Source organism: Peterkaempfera podocarpi (assembly GCF_042466665.1).
GTDB lineage: Bacteria > Actinomycetota > Actinomycetes > Streptomycetales > Streptomycetaceae > Peterkaempfera > Peterkaempfera podocarpi.
Genome location: NZ_CP162102.1, coordinates 6386341 through 6405467 on the forward strand (window position 1 = coordinate 6386341; position 19127 = coordinate 6405467).

Genomic DNA, 19127 nt, shown 5'->3' on the forward strand with positions numbered 1-19127 from the left:
GCCCGGACGGTGCTCGGCCTGTGCGACCGCTGGCACAAGCTGCCCAGCGAGGTACTGGCCGAGCCCGCCGAGATGCTGCGCCTGCTGACCATCGCCCAGTACGAGAGGAGGGACGACGACGATGGATGTAGTTGAGATCCTCGTCACCGCGAAGAACCTGTCCGGCCCGGTTCTCGCCCAGTCGCAGGCTGGCCTCACGGGCATGGAGGCGGCGACAGCGAAGCTCCACAAGACCGCGCTGCTGGCCACGGCGGCGGTCGTCGGCATCGGCGTCGAGGCCGTGAAGATGGCCAGCAAGTTCGACTCCGAGATGACGCTGCTCCACACCCAGGCCGGTGTGGCGACCGACAAGATGGCCGGGCTGAAGAAGGGCGTCCTGGACCTGGCGGGGAAGGTCGGCCAGGACCCCGATTCGCTGGCCGAGTCACTGTTCCACGTCGAGTCCAACTTCGAGTCCATGGGCATCAGCTCGAAGAAGGCGTTGGACCTCGTCCAGACCGCCGCCAAGGGCGCCACCACCGGCCACGCCGACCTCGTCGACGTCACCAACGCCCTCACCGCCGCCGTCGCCTCCGGCATCCCCGGCGTGCAGGACTTCGACCAGGCCATGGGCGTCCTCAACGCCACCGTCGGCGTCGGCGACATGAAGATGCAGGACCTCGCCGCAGCGTTCTCCGGCGGCATGGTCGCCACCGTCAAGGGCTTCGGCCTGAACATCCAGGACGTCGGCGCCGCCCTCGCCGTCTTCGGTGACAACAACATCCGCGGCGCGGTCGCCGGCACCCAGCTGCGGATGTCCGTCATGGCGCTGGCCAACCCGATCCAGGGCGCAGGCAACGCTCTGCAGAAACTCGGCCTGGATCAGGACACCCTCGCCAAGGACATGCAGAAGGGCGGCCTGAAGCTCGCCCTCGAGGACCTCGTCGACCGTATGCACAAGGCGGGGATCGGTGCGAAGGAGCAGGGCCAGATCGTCACCGACGCCTTCGGCCGGAAGGCTGGCGCGGGCCTGAACGTGCTGCTGTCGCAGATGGACCGGCTGGAGTCGAAGTACCCCGCGCTGGCGAAGGGCGCCAGCAACTTCGGCGCGGCGTGGGAGGCGACGCAGCAGACGTTCGCGTTCCAGATGAAGGCGCTGCAGTCCAGCTTCGACGCCCTGATGATCACGCTGGGGGAGAAGCTCATCCCCTATGTACAGAGGGCCGTCACCTTCCTCCTCGCCCACAAGCAGGCCACCATCGCCGTCGCGGAGGCCACCGCTGGGCTGCTCGCCGCAGTCATCGCGCTGAGCGCGGCACTGAAGACAGCCGCCGCGGTCCAGGCACTGTGGGCGGCCGGTGGGAAGGCCGTCGCCGCTCTGGGGTCCATCTACGAGACGATGGCCCTGAAGATCCTCTATATGAAGGACGCCGCCGCGGCGGCCGGCGGCGGGATCCGCGGCCTCGCCTCGTCGATGAGCATGATGCAGCGGTCCCTCGTCGCAGCCGGTGTCGTCAGCCTGATCGCCGTCGGTATCAGCAAGCTCGCCAACGAGGCCAAGGGCGCGCCGCCGGACGTCGACAAGCTCACCACGTCGCTGAAGAACCTGGCGGACACCGGGAAGTTCACCGGGGAGTTGCAGAAGACGTTCGGCGACGTCGACGGCCTCGTGTCGAAGATCGGCTCTCTGCAGTCGCAGGCCGAGAAGATGAACAAAACCGCTTACGGCTTCCGCATCCCCGGCCTCGACGACGCCGCGGACTGGCTCGCGGGCAAGACCAACGACCTGGCCAAGGGCCACCAGTCCCTCTCCGCGCTGAAGGCCGACTTCGGCGCGCTCGATGACGCCCTGACCGGGCTGGTGTCGGACGGCCACGCGGACCAGGCCGCCAAGGACTTCGACACCATCAAGAAGGCGGCGCTCGCGCAGGGCTACTCGCTGAAGGACGTCACCGACCTCCTGCCCAAATACCAGGGCGCAGTCGCGGATGTGGCAGCAGAGCAGAAGATCAACGCCGAGACGATGGGCGTGTTCGGCGAGCAGGCGCAGAAGACCACCGAGAAGCTCGACACACAGGCGCAGTCGGCGGAAGGGCTGCAGAAGGCACTGCAGGCCCTCAACGACGTGCAGCGCGGCGACCTGGACGCGCAGGCCGCCTTCGAGGCCGCAATCGACGCGGCGACGCAGGCGGTCAAGGACAACGGGAAGGCGCTGCATGAGCGCAACGGTGTCCTCGACCTGAACAGCGCCAAGGCGCGCGCCGAGGAGGCCGCGCTGACCGACCTCGCCGCGAAGACCGACGCGGCGACGCTGGCCGGGGTGAAGAACCACGACTCGTGGGAGACCATCACCGCGACCTACGAGCGTGGCCGCAGCCAGCTGATCGCGGCCGCCGAGGCGATGGGCCTGAATGCGCAGCAGGCGACCGAGCTGGCCGACAAGATCCTGCAGATTCCGGACAAGGACGTCCAGGTCAAGCTGGAGACGCAGGACGCCATTACCGGCCTGGACGAGGTCATCACGAAGATGAAGGCGACTCCGGGCAAGAAGAGCATCACCGTGGACACGCTGACCACGGTCGCGATTCAGCAGCTGCAGGACCTCGGGTTCAAGGTCACCCACCTGAAAAACGGCAAGGTCATGGTCACGGTGCAGAGCGGCAGTGCCGAGGCCGCTCTGCGGCGGGTGGAGGCGCAGCGGGAGGCGCTGGACGGCAGCACCGCCTCAGTCCACGTCACGACGTTCTACGACAGCCACTACAACCCGGCGACGGGGTCCGCGTTCGGCTCCCAGGCGAAGGCGACGGGCGGCATCGTGGGCGGCAGTACCGCGGCGACCGGTGGTGCCCGCGGCGGTGACGTCCTCGTTGGCGAGCAGGGCCCCGAGCTCGTCCACCTCCCGTACGGATCCACGGTGATCCCGGCCGGGACGACCAGCAGTCGCCTGTTGAAGGCGAAGGGGAAGGCGGGGGACCAGGCCCGGGCGGAGCACGATGCGGCCGCCTCGGCCCGGGGAGACCTGTCCATCTCCCACTTCGGTCAGATGGCCGGGTACAAGGCGGATGAGTTCCAGCACGCGTTCGGGAAGCCCACGGACACGGGCAGCCTCGTCGACGCGCTGAACAAGTGGGCGGGGGTCATCAAGGCGTCGACGCACGGCAGTACCGAGTCGCGGCTGCTGCGGGACATGGACGTCGCCGGGCGGGCGATGCTGAAGAACCAGCAGCTGTGGGACAAGGTCAACTCGGCGCTGACCGCCGCGAAGGACAAGCTCGCGAGCTTGAAGGACTCGTTTGCGCAGCTCAAGGACAGCGTCGCGTCCGGGATCGTGGCGTTCGGCAACATCACCCGCGGATCCGGCGGGGAGAGCCGGATGACGGTGTCGTCCATCCGCGACTCCCTGCACGAGGCCAAGGACAAGGCCAGCAGCTTCGCGAACGCCCTGGCGGCGCTCAAGAAGAAGGGCCTGTCCGCCGACGCCATTTCCCAGATCGCCCAGGCCGGCATCGACGGTGGCGGCCTGGAGACCGCCACCGCCCTCATGGGCGCCAGCAAGAGCGACATCAAGGACCTCAACTCGATGCAGGCCGCGATCAAGAAGTCCGCCGCCGCGGCCGGCACGACGACCGCCGACGCCATGTACGGCGCCGGCATCAAGGCAGCCGAGGGCGTCGTCAAGGGGCTGGAGAAGAACAAGGCCCGCATCGAGAAAGCCATGGCCGGGATCGCCACCGCCCTGGAGAACGCCATCAAGAAGGCCATCGGCAAGAAGGCCACCGGCGGGATCATCGGCGCGGCCGGCGGCGGCCCCCGCTCGGCGCTGACGTGGGTCGGGGAGCAGGGCCCCGAACTGGTGAGGTTGCCGTTCGGATCGACGGTGTACCCGGCCGGGCAGTCCAGGGCAATGGCGGCCGCCGGGTCAGCCGGGATGGGCCCGCTGGTCATCCAGCTGCAGATCGGCACCACGACGCTGGGCGAGCTGGTCATCGACCCGCTGCGGAAGAGCATCCAGACCAGGGGCGGGAACGTGCAGGCCGTACTGGGGAGGGCGAGCTGATGGCGTTTCCGCAGACGATCCTGCCGATCACCGCCGAGGTGCAGCTCGGCGGCACGTGGACGGACATCACCACGTACGTCTACAGCCGGGACAACATCACCATCACCCGAGGCCGGTCCGCCGAGGGCTCCCAGATCGACCCCGGCCGCTGCGCCCTGACCATCTCGAACCTGGACGGCCGGTTCACACCGAAGAACCCGATGGGCCCGTACTACGGCCAGATCGGACGCAACACCCCCATCCGGGTCTCCGCGCGCGGCGGTACCCCGCGGCTCCTCCTCAACGGCGACCCCGCCAACTACGCCTCCACCCCCGACACGGCGACGCTGGACATCACGGGTGACCTCGACCTCCGGGTCGAAGCAGAGCTCGGCTGGTACGACTCCACCCACAACCAGTTCCTGCTCGCCAAGTGGGACGGTGCGGGCAACCAGCGCTCCTACGGCCTGCGGCTCTACCAGGGCCAGCTCAGCATCAACTGGTCGACCACCGGCTCAGACAGCCAGTTCATCGTGATCGATTTGCCGCTCGGCCTGCCCCGACACGCAGCCGTCCGCGGCACCCTGGACGTCAACAACGGCGCAGGCGGCACCACCGCCGTCTTCTACTGGGCTCCGACACTGGCCGGGCCCTGGACCCAGATCGGCAGCCCCGTCGTGGCAGCGGGCACTACCAACGTCTTCTCCGGCACCGCGGTCCTCCGGGTCGGCGGCACGGACACCACCACCAGTCCGCTCCGCATCCCGCCGATTGGCGGCGTCTGGGCCGCTGAGGTCCGCAATGGCATCGCGGGGACGGTCGTCGCAGCGCCGAACTTCGCCGCGCAGACGGTCGGTACCAGCAGCTTCGCCGACTCGGCCGGACGCACCTGGTCAATGGGCGGCGGCGGGGCGATCACGGACAAGCGCTACCGGTTCGTCGGCGAGGTCAGCGAGTGGCCGGCGCAGTGGACCACCGGCGGCCAGGACGTGTGGGTGCAGGTCCAGGCCGCGGGGATCCTCCGGCGTCTGTCCCAAGGCGCCAGTCCGTTGCAGTCGCCGATGCGTAGGGAGTTCACCAACCCCGCCAGGACGCACATCATCGCGTACTGGCCGATGGAGGATGGTATGGACGGACGCCACAACGCTCGGCTCCACCATCCCGGGCGCCCGCCCCCTCCAGATCACCATGCCGGGCGTCGCCCCGGCCGCCGCGTCGTCGTGGACGCCATCGGCGCCGCTGCCGACCATGGGGGCGGGCACCTTGGCCGGCCCGTTGCCCACCTATGCGATCACCGGCCAGACCGCGCTCAGGTTCTTCGTGCAGCTGCCCGCAGGCGGCGTGTCCGGACCGACGCGGCTGATCTCGCTGAAGTGCACCGGGACCGCCCGCACCTGGACCCTCCTTGTGAACGCCAGCGCGCAGATCGCGCTTCGCGCCTTCGAGGCCGACGGCACCCAGGTCCTCGACACGGGCTACCAGACCTACGTCACGATCACCAACGGCTCCCAGTGCTCACTCGGCCTGGAGCTCACCCAGTCCGGGGCAGACGTCAACTGGCGCGTCGTCGTGATCGACGTCACTGGCAAGACGGTCCTCGCCAACCTGCCCCTGGTCCCGTTCAGCGGCACGCTCACCGCCCACACAGTCCAGCGGGTCACTGCCGTCGCGGTGGGCGAGGACGGCGGCCTCGGCACCACCACCCTGGGGCACATCGCCATCGCGGATGACACCACCGCCTACGGCAACACCTCCGGCGCCCTCGTCGCGTGGACAGGGGAGACCGTCCGCTCCCGCGTCGCCCGGCTGTGTGCCGAGGAGAGCGTCGCTCTGACGGCGTACGGCACCGGTGCCGACCTCATGGGCCCGCAGCGCATCGACACCCTCCTCAACCTGCTCCAGCAGGCGGCCGACATCGGGGGCACCCTCTACGAGCAGCGGGAGGCTGTCGGCTTGGCGTTCCGCTGCCGGGACGTCGACTACAGCCAGGCCGCGACGCTGGCGCTGGACTACACCGCCGACGGGGAGGTTGCCCCGCCGCTCACCCCGACCGACGACGACCAGCAGACCCGCAACGACATCACCGTGACCCGCGATCAGGGCGCGGTCGCCCGGGCGACGCTGGACACCGGGCCTCTGTCCACCCAGGCCCCGCCGAACGGCGTGGGGAGGTACGACAGCAGCGTCACGCTCAACCTCTACAGCGACGACCAGCCTGCCCAGCACGCCGCCTGGCGCCTGGTACTGGGGACCTGGGACGGCACCCGCTACCCGCAGGTGACGGTGGACCTGGCGGCCGGCCCGCACCTGATCGACACCGCGACGCAGGTGGACATCCAGGACCGCACGACGATCGACAACACTCCTGTGTGGCTGCCGCCGGACTTGGTCGAGCTGCTGACGCTGGGCTACACCGAGACCCTCGCCCAGTACACGTGGCAGCTGCGGTACAACTGCGGGCCGGCCGGGCCGTGGAACGTCGCCACGCTGGACGACGCCACATATGGGCGGGCAGACACCGAGGGCAGCCAGCTGGTCGCCGCGGCGTCCTCCGGGGCCACCAGCCTGACCGTGTCCACCACCACCGGACCGTTCTGGACGACCGACCCAGCGGAGATGCCGATTCCCCTGCGGGTAGCGGGTGAGGTCGTCACCGCCACTGCCATCGCCTCATCGGTGATCGACACGTTCACCCGAAGCGTCTCCAACGGCTGGGGCAGCACCACCACCGGCCAGGCCTGGACGACCACCGGCAACGCAGCGTCCGACTTCAACGTCACCAGCAACGCCGGCAGGCAGCTGAACACGACCGCAGGCCTGCGCCGCCAGTCGACATGCCCCGCACCATCAGCCGACATCGACGTCGAGGTCAACTTCGCGGCATCGGCGCTCCCCGCCACGGACTCCAACTACATCTACCTCGGAGCCCGGTACGCCGACGTCAACAACAACTACTTCACGCGACTCCAGCTGGCGCCGAGCACCAACAAGATGACGCTGGGGATCCGCAAACGTGTCGCCGCCACCGAGACCGAGCTGACGTTCGTCGTGCTCAGCGGGCTGTTCGCCGCCGGCACCACCTACTGGCTGCGCTTCCAGGCCATCGGATCGACGCTGCAAGCCAAATCATGGCCAGACGGGACCCCGGAGCCGGAATGGCAGATCTCCGCCACAGACACCTCCCTCACCAGCGCCGGGTCGCTGCTCGTCTGGTCAATGGTCGGCGCATCGTCGACCAACACGCTGCCTGTGACCTTCTTCTTCGATGCGTTCGAGGTCCTCAACCCGCAGACCTTCACGGTCACCCGCTCCACCAATGGCGTCGTCAAGGCGCAGAGCGGCGGGGCTGACATCCGCCTCGCCTACCCCGCCATCGCCGCACTCTAGGAGGCCCGTGTGAGCACCTATCCCGCCTGGCTCGCCGGGCAGCGCATCACCGCCGCGAAGCTCATCGCCTCGCAGGAGCAGCTGGCGTACAAGACCACGTCAACCCCCCGCACCTCGACGACCACGATCGCCAACGACCCCGATTTGACGTTGGCGGTCGAAGCCAACGCCATCTACTCGCTCGAGGGGCTGCTGGTCTACAACGGCGGCAGCACCAACGATGACCTGCGCATGGGCTGGGCCGCACCGGCCAGTGCGTCCCTCACCTGGGTCGCGACCGGTCAGGGCCTCACCGCCAGCACCGGCATCGGCACCGTCGTCACCGACGCCCAGGATCTGACCAGCAACGCCTACTCACTGGGCACCATCGCCAACACCCGCGGCATGACCGCGATGATCCGCGGCCTGCTCATCACCGCTGGCACAGCTGGCTTCCTCACGTTGCAGTGGGCGCAATTCACCAGCTCAGCGACCGCCACCAGCATGCTCGCCGGATCCCACATCGGCCTGCAACGCCTCGGCTGACAAGGAGACGCACATGGCCCTCTATTCCGACGACCAGCAGCCCTACTACCGCGTGCGCGGCGAAAACACCGTGGGCAACGGCGCGAACACCGTGACGCTGTTCATCGAGGACGGCAGCAGCGGCCCGCTCAACGACACCATCCGGACCGACGTGGTGGACGCCATCAAGGCACTGCTCGGCGCCGACCCGGCCATCCGGGTCACCGCCTACGCCACCAACCCGGTCCAGACCGACCTCTAACCCCCGCCCCAGGAGGGCCCTGTGCGCACCCACTTCATCGACGAACACCCCAGCCACGACGGCGGCCGCCTCGGCCGGCACGTCGAGCACGACCCCCGCTCCCGGGTGTACGCCCTGTCCGAGGACCTGCTGCCCGGCACGTACACCTCGGCGGTGCACACGGTGCGGATCCCGGTGCTGGACCAGGGCAGCCTGGGCTCGTGCACCGGCAACGCCGCCGAGGCCCTGGCCGGGTGCGACCCGCTGTACGGCGCCATCCCCGCATCGGTGGCCGCGCGGCCGACCGGCGACGCGGCGGCGGATGAGCGGCAGGCGGTGGCCCTGTACTCCGCCGCCACGAAGCTGGACTCGGTGCGCGGCCAGTACCCGCCGACCGACACCGGGTCGACGGGGCTGGCGGTCGCGAAGGCAGCGCAGGCCGCCGGGCTCATCTCCGGCTACCAGCACGCGTTCTCGCTGGACTCCGCGCTGAAGGCCCTCACCGCCTCCCCGCTGATCGTGGGCGTCAACTGGTACGAGGGCTTCGACAGCCCGGACGCCCAGGGCCGCGTCAGCATCAGCGGATCGGTGCGCGGCGGCCACGAGTTCCTCCTCTACGGCCTCGACGCCGACGGCCGCCGGGTACTGGCCCGCAACTCCTGGGGCGAGGGATGGGGCGCCTCGGGCTGCTTCTCCTTCTCCTTCGACGACTTCGGCCGGCTCCTGTCCGAGCAGGGCGACGTGACCCTGTTTGTGCCGGTGACCGCCCCGGCGCCGCAGCCGACCCCTACCCCGGTGCCCACCCCGACGCCGTCGCCGGACGACGTCGACAAGGCCCTCGCCACCGCCGCCCGTGCGTGGCTCGCCAAGGAAGGACTCTGAGATGGCCCGCATGCCCGGGGCGCTGTACCGCCCCGTCGTCAACGTCCACGCCAACGGCGTCAAGGAACGCCGCGGCCTGTGCCTGCACGTCCAGGACGACACCAACAGCCCGTACGGCTGGTTCAACACCCCCAGCTCGCAGGCCAGCAGCGACTTCTGGGTGCGCCTCGATGGCCACATCGAGCAGTACTGCGACACCGGCGTCGACTACGCCTGGGCGCAGGCCGCCGGCAACCCCTTCTACGCCTCGGTGGAAACCGAGGGGCACCCGGACACTCCGCTCACCCTGGAGCAGGTCGAGTCTGTGGCGCACATCTACGCCTGGGGCCACGCGGAGTTCGGCTGGCCGCTGAAGGTGGTCGATTCCACCACCGAGCATGGATTCACGTACCACGGCGTCGGCGGCTCGGCGTGGGGCGGTCACACCGGCTGCCCGGGCGGCATCCGCAAGGCGCAGCGGCAGACGATCCTGGATCGGGCCGCGGAGATCCTCGGCCAGCAGGCCGCCAGCACCACCACGGTCAGCCTCGCCCACGTCATCGACGCCGCACGCCGCGACCCGACCGCCGCCCAGGGCGCGACCACCCACCGGACGGAGGTCCTGGTCGTCGAGCGGGCGCTGCGGGCCGAGGGCCTGCTCGCCGCGCAGTGGGTCGACGGCAGCTTCGGCACCAAGACCAAGACCGCCTACGCCGCACTCCAGCGCCGCCGCGGCTTCACCGGCAGCGACGCCGACGGCATCCCCGGCCGGTCCACCCTCTCGTGGCTCGGACAGCGCCACGGCTTCACCGTCGCCGCCTGACCTCCGGCCCACCCCGGGCCCGGACGCTCCAAGGAAGGACACACCATGGACAACGCACAGATGTGGGCCCTGATCGTCGGCGCCATCGCGCCCCTGGTCATCGCCGTCATCAACCAGCCCACCTGGTCCGCACCGGCCAAGGCCGCCATCACCGCAGTCGCATCGGTCCTCATCGGCCTCGGCACGGCGTACTTCGCCGGCGACTTCGCCGGGAAGGACGTGGTGACCTCCATCCTCACCGCGTTCGTCGCCGCGATCACCGCCTACCACGGCTTCTTCAAGCCCTCCACGCTGGCGCCGCGCCTGGAGCGGGCCACCTCCCTCACCCGCTCCGACGTCGCCAAGGCCGCCTGATGGTCGCCGCGGCAGCCCGGCTGCGCGCCCGGCTGGGCTGGCGCGGCGCGGGACTCCTTACCTGCGGCATCCCCTGGGTCGTCTACGGCATCGGCCTCATCACCACACCCAGGGACGGCGTGTCCCGAGCAGCGGCCGTCATCACCGCGGTGGTCAGCCTCCAGGCCTGGGGATGGATCTGGATGACCTGCGGGATCCTCGCCACCATCGCGGCCGTACGGCTCCCCGGGCGGGACGTGTGGGGATTCGCCGCAGCCGCAGCGCCGCCGCTGGTGTGGGCCTTGGCCTACGGGGCCGCCGGCGCGACCGGACACTACCGGCAGGCGTGGGCATCCGTGCCGCTGCTGCTGGTACCAGTGGGGCTGCTGCTGATCGTGGCAGCCTCGACGAAGGGGGAGCGGCATGCAAGGTGATCAGACGGTGCTGGGCGTCATCATCGCGGTGGTGGGCGTCGCCGGGTCCGTGCTGGTCGCCGTGGTCTCCAGACCTCACCCGGAGCCCGCCCCGCCGCCGGTCCCGGGACGGCCGGTGGAGGCCCGGGACCTGACGACGATCGCGGCGGTCGCGGAGGTCGTCGCATCGCAATCCCGGGAGATCCAGGCGCTCAAGACCCGGCAGGCCGAGCACGAGGAGCACGCCCGGCTGCAGGACCGCACGATCCAGGCACTGCGCCGGTGGGCCGCGATCCTGGAGACGGCCCTGCGGTCGACCGGGGCGACGGTCCCGGAGCCGGAGCCGGAGGACGCGCCGCTGGTCCGAGGGAGCTGACGCACCAGCGCCGCCCCGCCCACCATTGCTGGTGTGGCGGGGCGGCGCTGTGTCCCAGGCTCAGACCGCAGCCGGCTCCCGGGCCGCATCGATCAGAGCCTGATGCGTCTGGTGATAGCAGCCCTCGGCCACCGACTGGCGGGTCACCGGGTGCTGGTACACCGCGTCAGCCGCATCGGTGAACGCCCGGCGCAGGCTGGCGAGTTCCTCGAGGCGTTCGTCCGTCCATTCACCGTCGCCCCGCGCGCACTCGCGCAGCGCATCATTGGCACGGTTGACGGCCTGCTGCAGTTCCAGCAGGTCAGGGGGAAGGTCCAGAGGTTTCGGCACCCTCAAATTCTACGGTCGACCACTGACACCGGCGGGCCCCTCTACGACGGCAGGGCGCCCAGCGCCGCATCCCACGGGTACCCGTCCGGACGCCCTTGTCCCGGGACGTTCGGCACGAACCCGCCCTCGCCCAGCAGCACCCGCACCCCCGCCCCGCGCAGCGTCTCGACACTCCGGTCGAACTGCGGGTGCGCGAGGAACGCCGAGTTCACGCACGGCATCGTCACCAGCGGGATGCCCTTGCCGATCGCCTCCACGACGAACCCGACGACGAAGTGGTTCGTGATCCCGAGCGCCCACTGGTTCAGGGTGTTGAAGGTGGCCGGCGCGACCAGTGCCGCGTCGGCCGGGGGCCACAGTCGGGCTCGCCGGGGAACTTGTACTGGGACCGGACCGGGTGCCCGGTCAGCTCCTCCAGGGCGGGGAGGTCCTTCTCCAGCCAGCGGGCGGCGGTCGGCGTCAGGCCCACGCACACGTCCCACCCGCTGGCCTGTGCCCGCCGTACGACGTCTGGCAGCTGGAACACGGGCGGGGCAGCCGAGCCGATCAGGTACAGCACACGCGTCGCAGTCATGGCGCCAGCCAACCCGCACCAGCCCCGGGCGTGCAACCGCCCCCGCGCCGGGTGGCGTCGGGGGCGGATCGCCTTCCCCCACGGCCGTGTGGGGGTATGTTCCAGATGACGAGTCAGGAACGGAGTCCACTATGCCAGTCGCGGACCCGGACAGCACCGGCGCACGCATCGCCCGGTACCGCAAGCTCCGCCACTACACCCAACGTGGCCTCGCCGAGCGCGCCCACATCTCCTACAGCCTGATGTTCCAGGTCGAGCAAGGCCGCAAGCAGGCCAGTCCCGGAGTCCTGGCCGCTTTGGCCCGCGCCCTATCCGTGTCGATCGCCGACCTGACCGGGCAGCCCTACCTCGCGGAACTCCAGCAGGACCACCTCGACGGCCTCATCCAGCCGATCCGCGAGGCTCTTGACGTCTACGACCTCGGCCCCGACCCGGACATCCACGCCCGCCCCCTGCCCGACCTCGTCATGGACGCCGACCGGCTGTGCGCCCTGGTCCGCGCCACCGACCTGCGCAGCGCCGCCACCGACCTGCCCGGCCTCATCCAGGAGACCACCACGGCCGCGCACGCCACGCCCAGCGACAAAGCGTGGATCACCCTGGCCAGCACCTACCGCACCGCCTACGACGTCGCCACCAAGCTCGGCTACTACGACCTGGCCGCCGTCGCCCTGGACCGCATGGCGTGGGCCGCAGAGCGCGGTTCCGATGCCGTCACCGCCGGGGTGCGCCAGCACCTGCGGTCGCTGGCCTACCTCCGCACCGGCCAGTACCGCACTGGCCGGCGCCTCGCCGAGGTCGGCCGCCGGACCCTCGCCCAGGCAGACCCCGGGCTGCACCGCGACGCCGTCACCGGGCAGCTGCACCTTGGCGCCGCGGTCCTCGCTGCTCGCGACCGTGACTCGGATGCTGTCGACCACCACATTGACGAGGCCCGCCGCATCGCCGAGGCGACCGGCGAGGTGACCCAGGTCTACTGGATGACGTTCGGCCCGACCAACGTCGCCGTTCACCACGCCTCCGCTCTGGTGGACCAGGACCGCTACGCGAAGGCCCTGGAGGTCGCGAAGTCCATCCGCGTGCCGGAGGGCTGGCCGGCGTCCCGGACCGCGCATCACCGGGCGGAGATCGCCCGCGCGCAGCTGTGGACCGGCCGTACCGACGCCGCGTTCCGCAGCCTCCTGGAGGCGCGCCGCCTGGCGCCGCAGCAGACCCGGTACAGCCCGACGGTGCGGGACACCCTGGCTGGGCTGCTGACGGCCCGACGGGCGGCACCGGACACCCTCGCCAACTATGCGGCGTGGGTGGGCATGTAGTTCCCGCCCACCGGGACTATCACCGAACGGTGATAGTTGGCCTCTCTCCTTGCGATCACGCTGTCACTGTCGGCGAGATCCGAGGAGAGCGGCATGGCAACGCGAAGCGCCCGGGACATCCCGGTGTGGATGCCCCCAGTGGGCACGATCAGCGCGGTCGGCGCAGGCCGGCACTGGGACGCGGTGGTCGTACCGCAGCCGCTCGGTTTGGCCGTCCTGGAGGCCCTGGACCAGGCGACCGACCACCAGCCCGGCCCGGTCGTCTGGGACCCCCTTGGGCGCAACCCGCGCCTGTACTTCCTGATCCCTACCGGCAGCGTCATGTGCGAGGGCTTCCCGGGCGCGACGGTGCTGTCCGTGGCCGCGTTCGTCGGTCTCCCGGGGCCGACCACGATCGAGCCGCCGGGGCCGCATTGGGTGGCGCCGCCCGATCCGGACGATCCTGATCGGCTGGTGGATGCTGAGCTGCTGCATGGTCTGCTGGCCGCTGTCGTCGCGGAGCCTGCGGCATGAGCGGCCTCGACCCGACGGCCGCCGACCTGACGCCGCAACACTCCAGTCCTTCGGCGGCGTACCCTCGGCCCCTCGATGGCTCCTGGACGCTGTCGGCGGCGTGTGGCGACACCGAGCACACCCGGTGCTCTGCCGGCGGCTGCCGGTACATCGAGCCGCGATGCCCGCGAGTGGAGCGAGCCCGGTGACCGCCAGAGGTCGCGCCAGCGCAACCACCAGGGGTTATTGCCACCGCGGGTGCGGGGAGTGGATCCGCGGGCGCGAGGTGGGCGTCATCGACAGTGGGAGCGGCGGCGGCGCCTCCGTCGTGGACGGTTCCCGGGACGGCCACACCTGCACGGGCTCAACGGACGCCCCGGTCCGCCGCTGCACCGACCCGGGGGACTGGAGGTGACCGGCCAGCCGCCGGCGCGGTTCCAGCCCTGCGGGCAGTGTGCCGGATGCCGTCACGCCGACGGCCGGCCGCAGGCCTGCTTCGGTAGGCACCTCGGCTCGGTGATTGACCGCCTGGTCGCCAAGTACAGCCGCAGCCCCGAACGCCACGTCCCTGAACCCTCGACCGTCCTGGAGTGATCCAAGGTGTGGCGCCACACACTTCACAGAGCGATCCGCCACCGGTCCGCAGGCAGCACCAACTCCACCACCTCGACAACCCTGCCGCCCCGGTCCCACCGCACGGCCATGCACACCAACACATGCGCCCCGGCCGCAGTCCCCAGCAGCACCGCCTCATCCCGCGCGGCGGGCCGCCCGGACACCTCCCGCCGCTGCTCGGCCCACGGCCGGCGCGTCCCGTCGAGGGTCCATCGCACGGCGACGTGGGACGGCCGGCCGTCCGGGTCGAGCATGTCGATGCGCTCGCGGAGCACCGGTGCGCCGGGGTCGATGGCGAAGTGTATGGCCAGCTCGGGCGAGGCGGCGATGGGGTCGAGTGTGCGTTCGCCACGGCCGTATGGCCAGGGGATGTCGGGGTCGGTGAGGGTGCGCACGGGGACAGGGTCCGCCACCACCACGCCCGTTCGTGGGCGGCCGACGGCAATGCCCTCCTCGCGGAGGATGTCGACGGCGCGCTGGGCGGCGCCCGGGCCGACGCCGTACTCCTGCTGGAGCTGGCCGCGGGAGGGGATGCGCTCGCCCGGCGCCCATTCGCCCGCGGTGATGCGGCGCCGCAGGTCGTCGGCGACGCGGCGGGAGGGCGGGTTGCGCATGGCGCGGAGCGTACGGAGGTGCGTCGGATCTGGATCACTCCAGTCTCTGGCTGTAATGTGGCGATACGTACACGGTGAACCTGTGGCTGTCGGAGCCGGGTGACACCATCCCTGAGCGGCCGGAGTCGGGCCTTCACGAGCACCCCCCAAGAGTGCGAGTGGCCCGGCTCCGGTCTTTTTCATGATCAAGTGGGAGAGAGTGGGAGACGACATGGGAGAGCTGCTGCAAGCTGTCGCCAGCTTCTACCATGTAGCGTTAGCTAGCCAAAGGAAAGTGTCCAGGTGGAAGCCCATGACCTGCCAGAATCCACCAGCATCACGGACCCCGTGGGGAGCAAGTACATCCGCAAGGAGTCCGACGGCAGCGTCACCTGGGAGTCCGGCGCCAACCGCACCGCGACCGTCCCCAGCAGCGGAAACGTCACCCTCAATGACATCTGGCGGAACTGACGCTGCGTCAGGCGTGAGTCCTGTGCGGCGGACCCCGTCCCGCACCCTGTCCAGGGTGCGGGACGTTGGTTTGGAAGGTCCGGGCGGCGAGTAAGACAACCCTTGAGAGAGTCCAAGTTCGACTTATCGCCGGGCTGGAGTCCGCCCGGTGGGGTCGCAGGGGAGGACCGGGCATGGACGAGACCGCAGGCGGTGGCCACTGCGCCACTCTGTACCGCAGCATCGCCGCAGACCACCAGGGGTGGCTGCTGCTCCGGCTGACCGGGCCCGACGGTGTCGTCGGCTGGGGGGAGTGCACCGGCGCCGGGCGGATCGCCGACGTCCTGGGCTGCCTCGCCTCCTGGGCCGGCGACCGGCCCACCGTCGCGGGCCGCACCGCCAGGACCGTCCGCGGCGCACTGGCCCAGGCCCTCGCGGACCAGGCCGCCCGCCGGCTCGGCGTCCCCCTCTGGCAGTGGTACGGCGCGACCACCCGCCCCGACCCCGTCGAGCTCTTCGCCGACCTCGGCACCGCCGCCGTCGGCCGCACCCCCGCCGACGCCGCCCAGGCGGCGGCCGACGCCGTGGCCGCCGGATACCGGGTGCTGTCCCTGGCGCCCTTCGAGCAGCACGGCGGCGGACCCCTCGGCGAGGTCGGGCTCAAGCGGGTCCGTGCCGTACGGGAGGCGGTCGGCGACGGCGTGCAGATCCTTGTCGACTGCCGCGAGCGGCTCCCCCTGCGTGGGCTCTCCCGGCTGCTGGACCCGCTGGCGGACCTCGGCATCGCCTGGCTCAAGGACGGCGTGGGCATCGGACGCCCCGCCGACCTGGCGCGGCTGCGCACCCGTACCGACATCCCGCTGGCCGGCGGCCAGTCCGCCTACGACCCGGCGCAGCTCTACGCCGTCGCCGGGCTGCTCGATGTGGTGCTGCCCGACGTACGCCACGCCGGCGGGCCGCACCCCGCGCTGGCGCTGGCCTCCGCGGCCGGCGGCGCCAGGGTGTCCTTCCACAACCCCGCCGGTCCCGTCGCCACCCTGCACAGCGCCCAGCTCACCGCGCTGCGCGCCGACGCCTCCCTGCTCGGCCTGGCCTTCGACGGGCCGTCGCCGCGCGGGGGGCGGACGCTGCCCGGCCCGGCCACGGTGGCCGGCGGCTGCCTCACCCTGCCGGACGGTCCCGGTCTGGGCTGTGAGCCGGACCTCGGGGCGGCGGCCGTCGCCGAGGTGTGGAGCGGGACGGTCCGTACGGGCTGCGGCTGTTGCGCGGGGGCATGTCTCAGCAGCTGCCTCTGCCGCTGTCTCACCGACCGCCTGGGCATGGCCCCCTTCACCCCCTGCGAGGTCGGCGTCTCGGCGGGCTGAGCGGTGCGTCCCGGAGCCCAACGGGCCCGTCCCGGGCGCCGATTGGCCCATGGAACGGGCCGCGATGCGTCCCGTGACCGGGCGCCGCCGCGCTGCGTACGCTGAGCCGCAGGACGTCCCGACCCTTCTGGAAGGTGCCCGACCCATGGTTTCAGCCGCCGCCCTGCGTGCACTGCACCACCGGACCGGACAGCCGCTGGTCCTGCCCAACGTCTGGGACGCGGTGAGCGCCCGGTCCTTTGAGGCGGCCGGCTTCCCCGCCCTGGCCACCGCCAGCGCCGCCGTCTCTGCGGTGCTGGGCCACGCCGACGGGCAGGGGACACCGGTCGAGGTGATGCTGGACGCCGTCGCCAGGATCACCCGCTCCGTCGCCGTCCCGGTCACCGCGGACATCGAGGCCGGATACGGTCTCCCTGCCGGAGAACTCGCCGAACGCCTGCTGGCCGCCGGGGCGGCCGGATGCAATCTGGAGGACTCCGACCCCGGCAGCCGCACCCTCGCCGACCCCGGGGCCCATGCCGACCGGCTGGCCGAACTGCGTGCCGCGGCCGGCCCCGACCTGGTGGTCAACGCCCGGATCGACGTCTATCTGGGCGGCCGCTTCCCCGGCGGCCCGGAGGAGGCCCTCGCCGAGGCGGCGGCCCGGGCCGAGCGCTATCTGGCGGCGGGAGCCGACTGCGTCTATCCCATCGCCGCCCCGGAGGCCGACCTCGCCGCCCTGGCCAAGCGGCTTGAGGCGCCGGTCAATGCGCTCTGCGCCCAGCCGACCCGGGCCGCCCTGGACCGGCTGGCCTCGCTGGGCGTCGCCCGGATCACCTTCGGTGACGGACTGCTGACCGAGGCCACCGCCCGGCTCGACACACTCGCCGCGGGTCTCGCCGCGGACGCGGCAGCCCTGCACGGCCTCGGCTGAGCGCTCCGCTGCGGGACACCGGAGGGGCCGGCTGCGGGACACCGGAGGGGCCGGGCCGCGCCGGAAACGCGGCCCGGCCACCGGCTCCCTGGCGCCGGGGGACAGCGGCGGCCGCATCCCCTCACCGTCGCCGGGCCGCCGTCATCAGGCCTCCGACATGCGCATTGATTCCATGCACATCATCTGCTTATTCGCTGCGGGCACCCTGGCACCCCGGCGGGCCCGACCCGCCGGGCCCCCGCCGACGCCCAGGTGATCCGGAAGTGATGAGCAGCATGTCCGCGCCCCATGTCCTCGCCCAGGACCTCCCCGAGATCGGGACCTCCACCAGCGTCGGCAGCGTCCGCTTCGCCGGACTGCTCCTGGTGCACGCCGCCCTGCGGCGTGATCTGGTACGCCTCCCCGGAGCCATCCGCACCCTCGGCCCGCGGGACGACGACCGCGGCCACGCGGTGGTGCGCCGCTGGCGGTTCCTGGTGGACATGCTGGTCCGCTACCACGAGTACCAGGACGTCAGACTGTGGCCGACGCTCCGCCGCAGGGCCCCCGAACTGCGGCTGCTGGCCAACTGGTTGGAAGCCGACCACCACGACCTGGAGCAGAGCGCGGCCGGCACCACCGCCTCCGTGCTCGAGGGCGCCCTCACCCGGACCGGCACCTGGAGCGCCGCCCACGCCGTGGAGGGGTTCGCCATCGAACTCCAGGGGCACCTGCGGATCGAGGAGACCCAGGTGATGCCCGCGATGCGCGAGGTGATCGAATCGGACGCCGTCGTCGGCACCCTGCCGGACCTGCTGCGCTGCATCCGCGGCGACACCGGGCCGGGCACCGCCGACATCCTGACCTGGCTGCTGGAGGGGGTCCCCCGGCGGATCGCCGACGAGCTGCTGCACCAGTGCGACGACACGGTCGTCCGGCACTGGCCGCACTGGCGTGACACCTATGCCAGGGTCAGCGACGAGGTGTGGGGAGACCCGCCGCACACCGTCTGACAGCGGCGGCGCGCGGCGGCGCTGCCGGGGGGTCGGTCAGTCCGTGTAGACGGCCGACACGAACTCCGCGACCCGCTCCCTGGTGAGGTGCCGCGCCAGGTCCGCCTCGCTGATGATGCCGACCAGCCGGTGGTCGTCCTCGGCGATCACCGGAAGCCGGCGCACCCGGTGCTGCTCCATCACCCTGAGCACCTGGTCCTCGTCGGCGCTGTCGCGGATCACCAGCGGGCGCCCCGCCGCCAGTTCCCCGGCCGTCATCTGCGCGGGGTCCTCACCCTCGGCGAGGCACTTCACCACGATGTCGCGGTCGGTCACGATCCCTTTGAGCTTGTTGTCGTCCCCGCAGATCGGCAGCGAGCCGACGCCCAGTTCCCGCATCATCCGCGCCGCGGTGTCCAGCGTCTCGTGCTCGCTCACACACTGGGCGCCCGTGTGCATGATCTCTCTGGCTGTACTCATGATCCGGCCTCCCGGTTCGCAGACAGCCCCTGACTCCATCGTGCGCGCCGCGACGGCCGGTGGCCACAGGAGCAGG

At 71.3% G+C, this 19127-nt stretch carries 18 protein-coding genes and 2 pseudogenes; 16 read left to right on the top strand and 4 right to left on the bottom strand.

Features of this window, described 5'->3' with window-relative positions:
- Window positions 1-9: 9 nt before the first annotated feature.
- From AB0761_RS28115 to AB0761_RS28160, 10 genes are all read left to right on the top strand, one after another.
- Window positions 10-135: a hypothetical protein gene (locus AB0761_RS28115; RefSeq protein ID WP_377271930.1), complete on the top strand. Its 126-nt coding sequence runs from the start codon at window positions 10-12 to the stop codon at window positions 133-135.
- Entirely contained in the window at window positions 122-4036 is a 3915-nt protein-coding gene (locus AB0761_RS28120) for a phage tail tape measure protein (RefSeq protein ID WP_377271931.1), read from the top strand. The genes AB0761_RS28115 and AB0761_RS28120 overlap by 14 nt, the downstream gene beginning before the upstream one ends.
- A 1101-nt stretch (window positions 4037-5137) precedes the next feature.
- Window positions 5138-7402 carry a hypothetical protein gene (locus tag AB0761_RS28125; RefSeq protein ID WP_377271933.1) on the top strand — a complete coding sequence of 755 codons (2265 nt, stop codon included), beginning with the start codon at window positions 5138-5140 and terminating at the stop codon, window positions 7400-7402.
- Between the two features lie 9 nt (window positions 7403-7411).
- Complete coding sequence (locus AB0761_RS28130; protein WP_377271934.1) at window positions 7412-7927, top strand: hypothetical protein; 516 nt, start codon at window positions 7412-7414, stop codon at window positions 7925-7927.
- Window positions 7928-7940: 13 nt separating this feature from the next.
- Complete coding sequence (locus tag AB0761_RS28135; RefSeq protein ID WP_377271935.1) at window positions 7941-8168, top strand: hypothetical protein; 228 nt, start codon at window positions 7941-7943, stop codon at window positions 8166-8168.
- Window positions 8169-8189: 21 nt separating this feature from the next.
- Window positions 8190-9029 (top strand): hypothetical protein, encoded by an 840-nt coding sequence (locus AB0761_RS28140; RefSeq protein ID WP_377271936.1) that lies wholly within the window; start codon window positions 8190-8192, stop codon window positions 9027-9029.
- Between the two features lies 1 nt (window position 9030).
- The gene (locus AB0761_RS28145) at window positions 9031-9831 is read left to right on the top strand and encodes an N-acetylmuramoyl-L-alanine amidase (protein WP_377271938.1); all 801 of its coding nucleotides are present in this window, start codon (window positions 9031-9033) and stop codon (window positions 9829-9831) included.
- Window positions 9832-9876: 45 nt separating this feature from the next.
- Window positions 9877-10185 carry a hypothetical protein gene (locus tag AB0761_RS28150; RefSeq protein ID WP_377271939.1) on the top strand — a complete coding sequence of 103 codons (309 nt, stop codon included), beginning with the start codon at window positions 9877-9879 and terminating at the stop codon, window positions 10183-10185.
- Window positions 10185-10598, top strand: a complete 414-nt coding sequence (locus AB0761_RS28155) for a hypothetical protein (RefSeq protein WP_377271940.1) — start codon at window positions 10185-10187, stop codon at window positions 10596-10598. The genes AB0761_RS28150 and AB0761_RS28155 overlap by 1 nt, the downstream gene beginning before the upstream one ends.
- Window positions 10588-10953 (top strand): hypothetical protein, encoded by a 366-nt coding sequence (locus AB0761_RS28160; protein ID WP_377271941.1) that lies wholly within the window; start codon window positions 10588-10590, stop codon window positions 10951-10953. Before AB0761_RS28155 ends, AB0761_RS28160 begins: the two co-directional genes overlap by 11 nt.
- Before the next feature lie 60 nt (window positions 10954-11013).
- Here AB0761_RS28160 and AB0761_RS28165 read toward each other — a convergent pair whose 3' ends face one another.
- Both AB0761_RS28165 and AB0761_RS28170 read right to left on the bottom strand, forming a co-directional pair.
- Window positions 11014-11283 (bottom strand): hypothetical protein, encoded by a 270-nt coding sequence (locus AB0761_RS28165; protein WP_377271942.1) that lies wholly within the window; start codon window positions 11281-11283, stop codon window positions 11014-11016.
- Window positions 11284-11324: 41 nt separating this feature from the next.
- Window positions 11325-11857 (bottom strand): annotated as a pseudogene (locus tag AB0761_RS28170) (flavoprotein).
- Between the two features lie 131 nt (window positions 11858-11988).
- Here AB0761_RS28170 and AB0761_RS28175 point away from each other — a divergent pair.
- Both AB0761_RS28175 and AB0761_RS28180 read left to right on the top strand, forming a co-directional pair.
- Window positions 11989-13173: a helix-turn-helix domain-containing protein gene (locus tag AB0761_RS28175; protein WP_377271943.1), complete on the top strand. Its 1185-nt coding sequence runs from the start codon at window positions 11989-11991 to the stop codon at window positions 13171-13173.
- A gap of 138 nt (window positions 13174-13311) precedes the next feature.
- A complete protein-coding gene (locus AB0761_RS28180) occupies window positions 13312-13686 on the top strand; it encodes a hypothetical protein (protein WP_377271944.1) in 375 nt (124 codons plus the stop codon).
- 596 nt (window positions 13687-14282) lie between these two features.
- Here the strand turns inward: AB0761_RS28180 and AB0761_RS28185 are convergent.
- Window positions 14283-14894 (bottom strand): UTRA domain-containing protein, encoded by a 612-nt coding sequence (locus tag AB0761_RS28185; protein ID WP_377271945.1) that lies wholly within the window; start codon window positions 14892-14894, stop codon window positions 14283-14285.
- A gap of 336 nt (window positions 14895-15230) precedes the next feature.
- Here AB0761_RS28185 and AB0761_RS28190 point away from each other — a divergent pair.
- The 4 genes and pseudogenes from AB0761_RS28190 to AB0761_RS28205 all read left to right on the top strand — a co-directional run.
- Window positions 15231-15344, top strand: a pseudogene (locus AB0761_RS28190) (carbohydrate-binding module family 20 domain-containing protein); the annotation flags it as partial.
- Between the two features lie 173 nt (window positions 15345-15517).
- Window positions 15518-16687 carry an enolase C-terminal domain-like protein gene (locus AB0761_RS28195; RefSeq protein WP_377271946.1) on the top strand — a complete coding sequence of 390 codons (1170 nt, stop codon included), beginning with the start codon at window positions 15518-15520 and terminating at the stop codon, window positions 16685-16687.
- Between the two features lie 145 nt (window positions 16688-16832).
- Window positions 16833-17600 carry an isocitrate lyase/phosphoenolpyruvate mutase family protein gene (locus tag AB0761_RS28200; protein WP_377271947.1) on the top strand — a complete coding sequence of 256 codons (768 nt, stop codon included), beginning with the start codon at window positions 16833-16835 and terminating at the stop codon, window positions 17598-17600.
- 266 nt (window positions 17601-17866) lie between these two features.
- Entirely contained in the window at window positions 17867-18592 is a 726-nt protein-coding gene (locus tag AB0761_RS28205; protein ID WP_377271948.1) for a hemerythrin domain-containing protein, read from the top strand.
- 36 nt (window positions 18593-18628) lie between these two features.
- Here the strand turns inward: AB0761_RS28205 and AB0761_RS28210 are convergent, their stop codons facing one another.
- Window positions 18629-19051: a CBS domain-containing protein gene (locus tag AB0761_RS28210; RefSeq protein ID WP_377271949.1), complete on the bottom strand. Its 423-nt coding sequence runs from the start codon at window positions 19049-19051 to the stop codon at window positions 18629-18631.
- Between the last annotated feature and the right edge of the window lie 76 nt (window positions 19052-19127).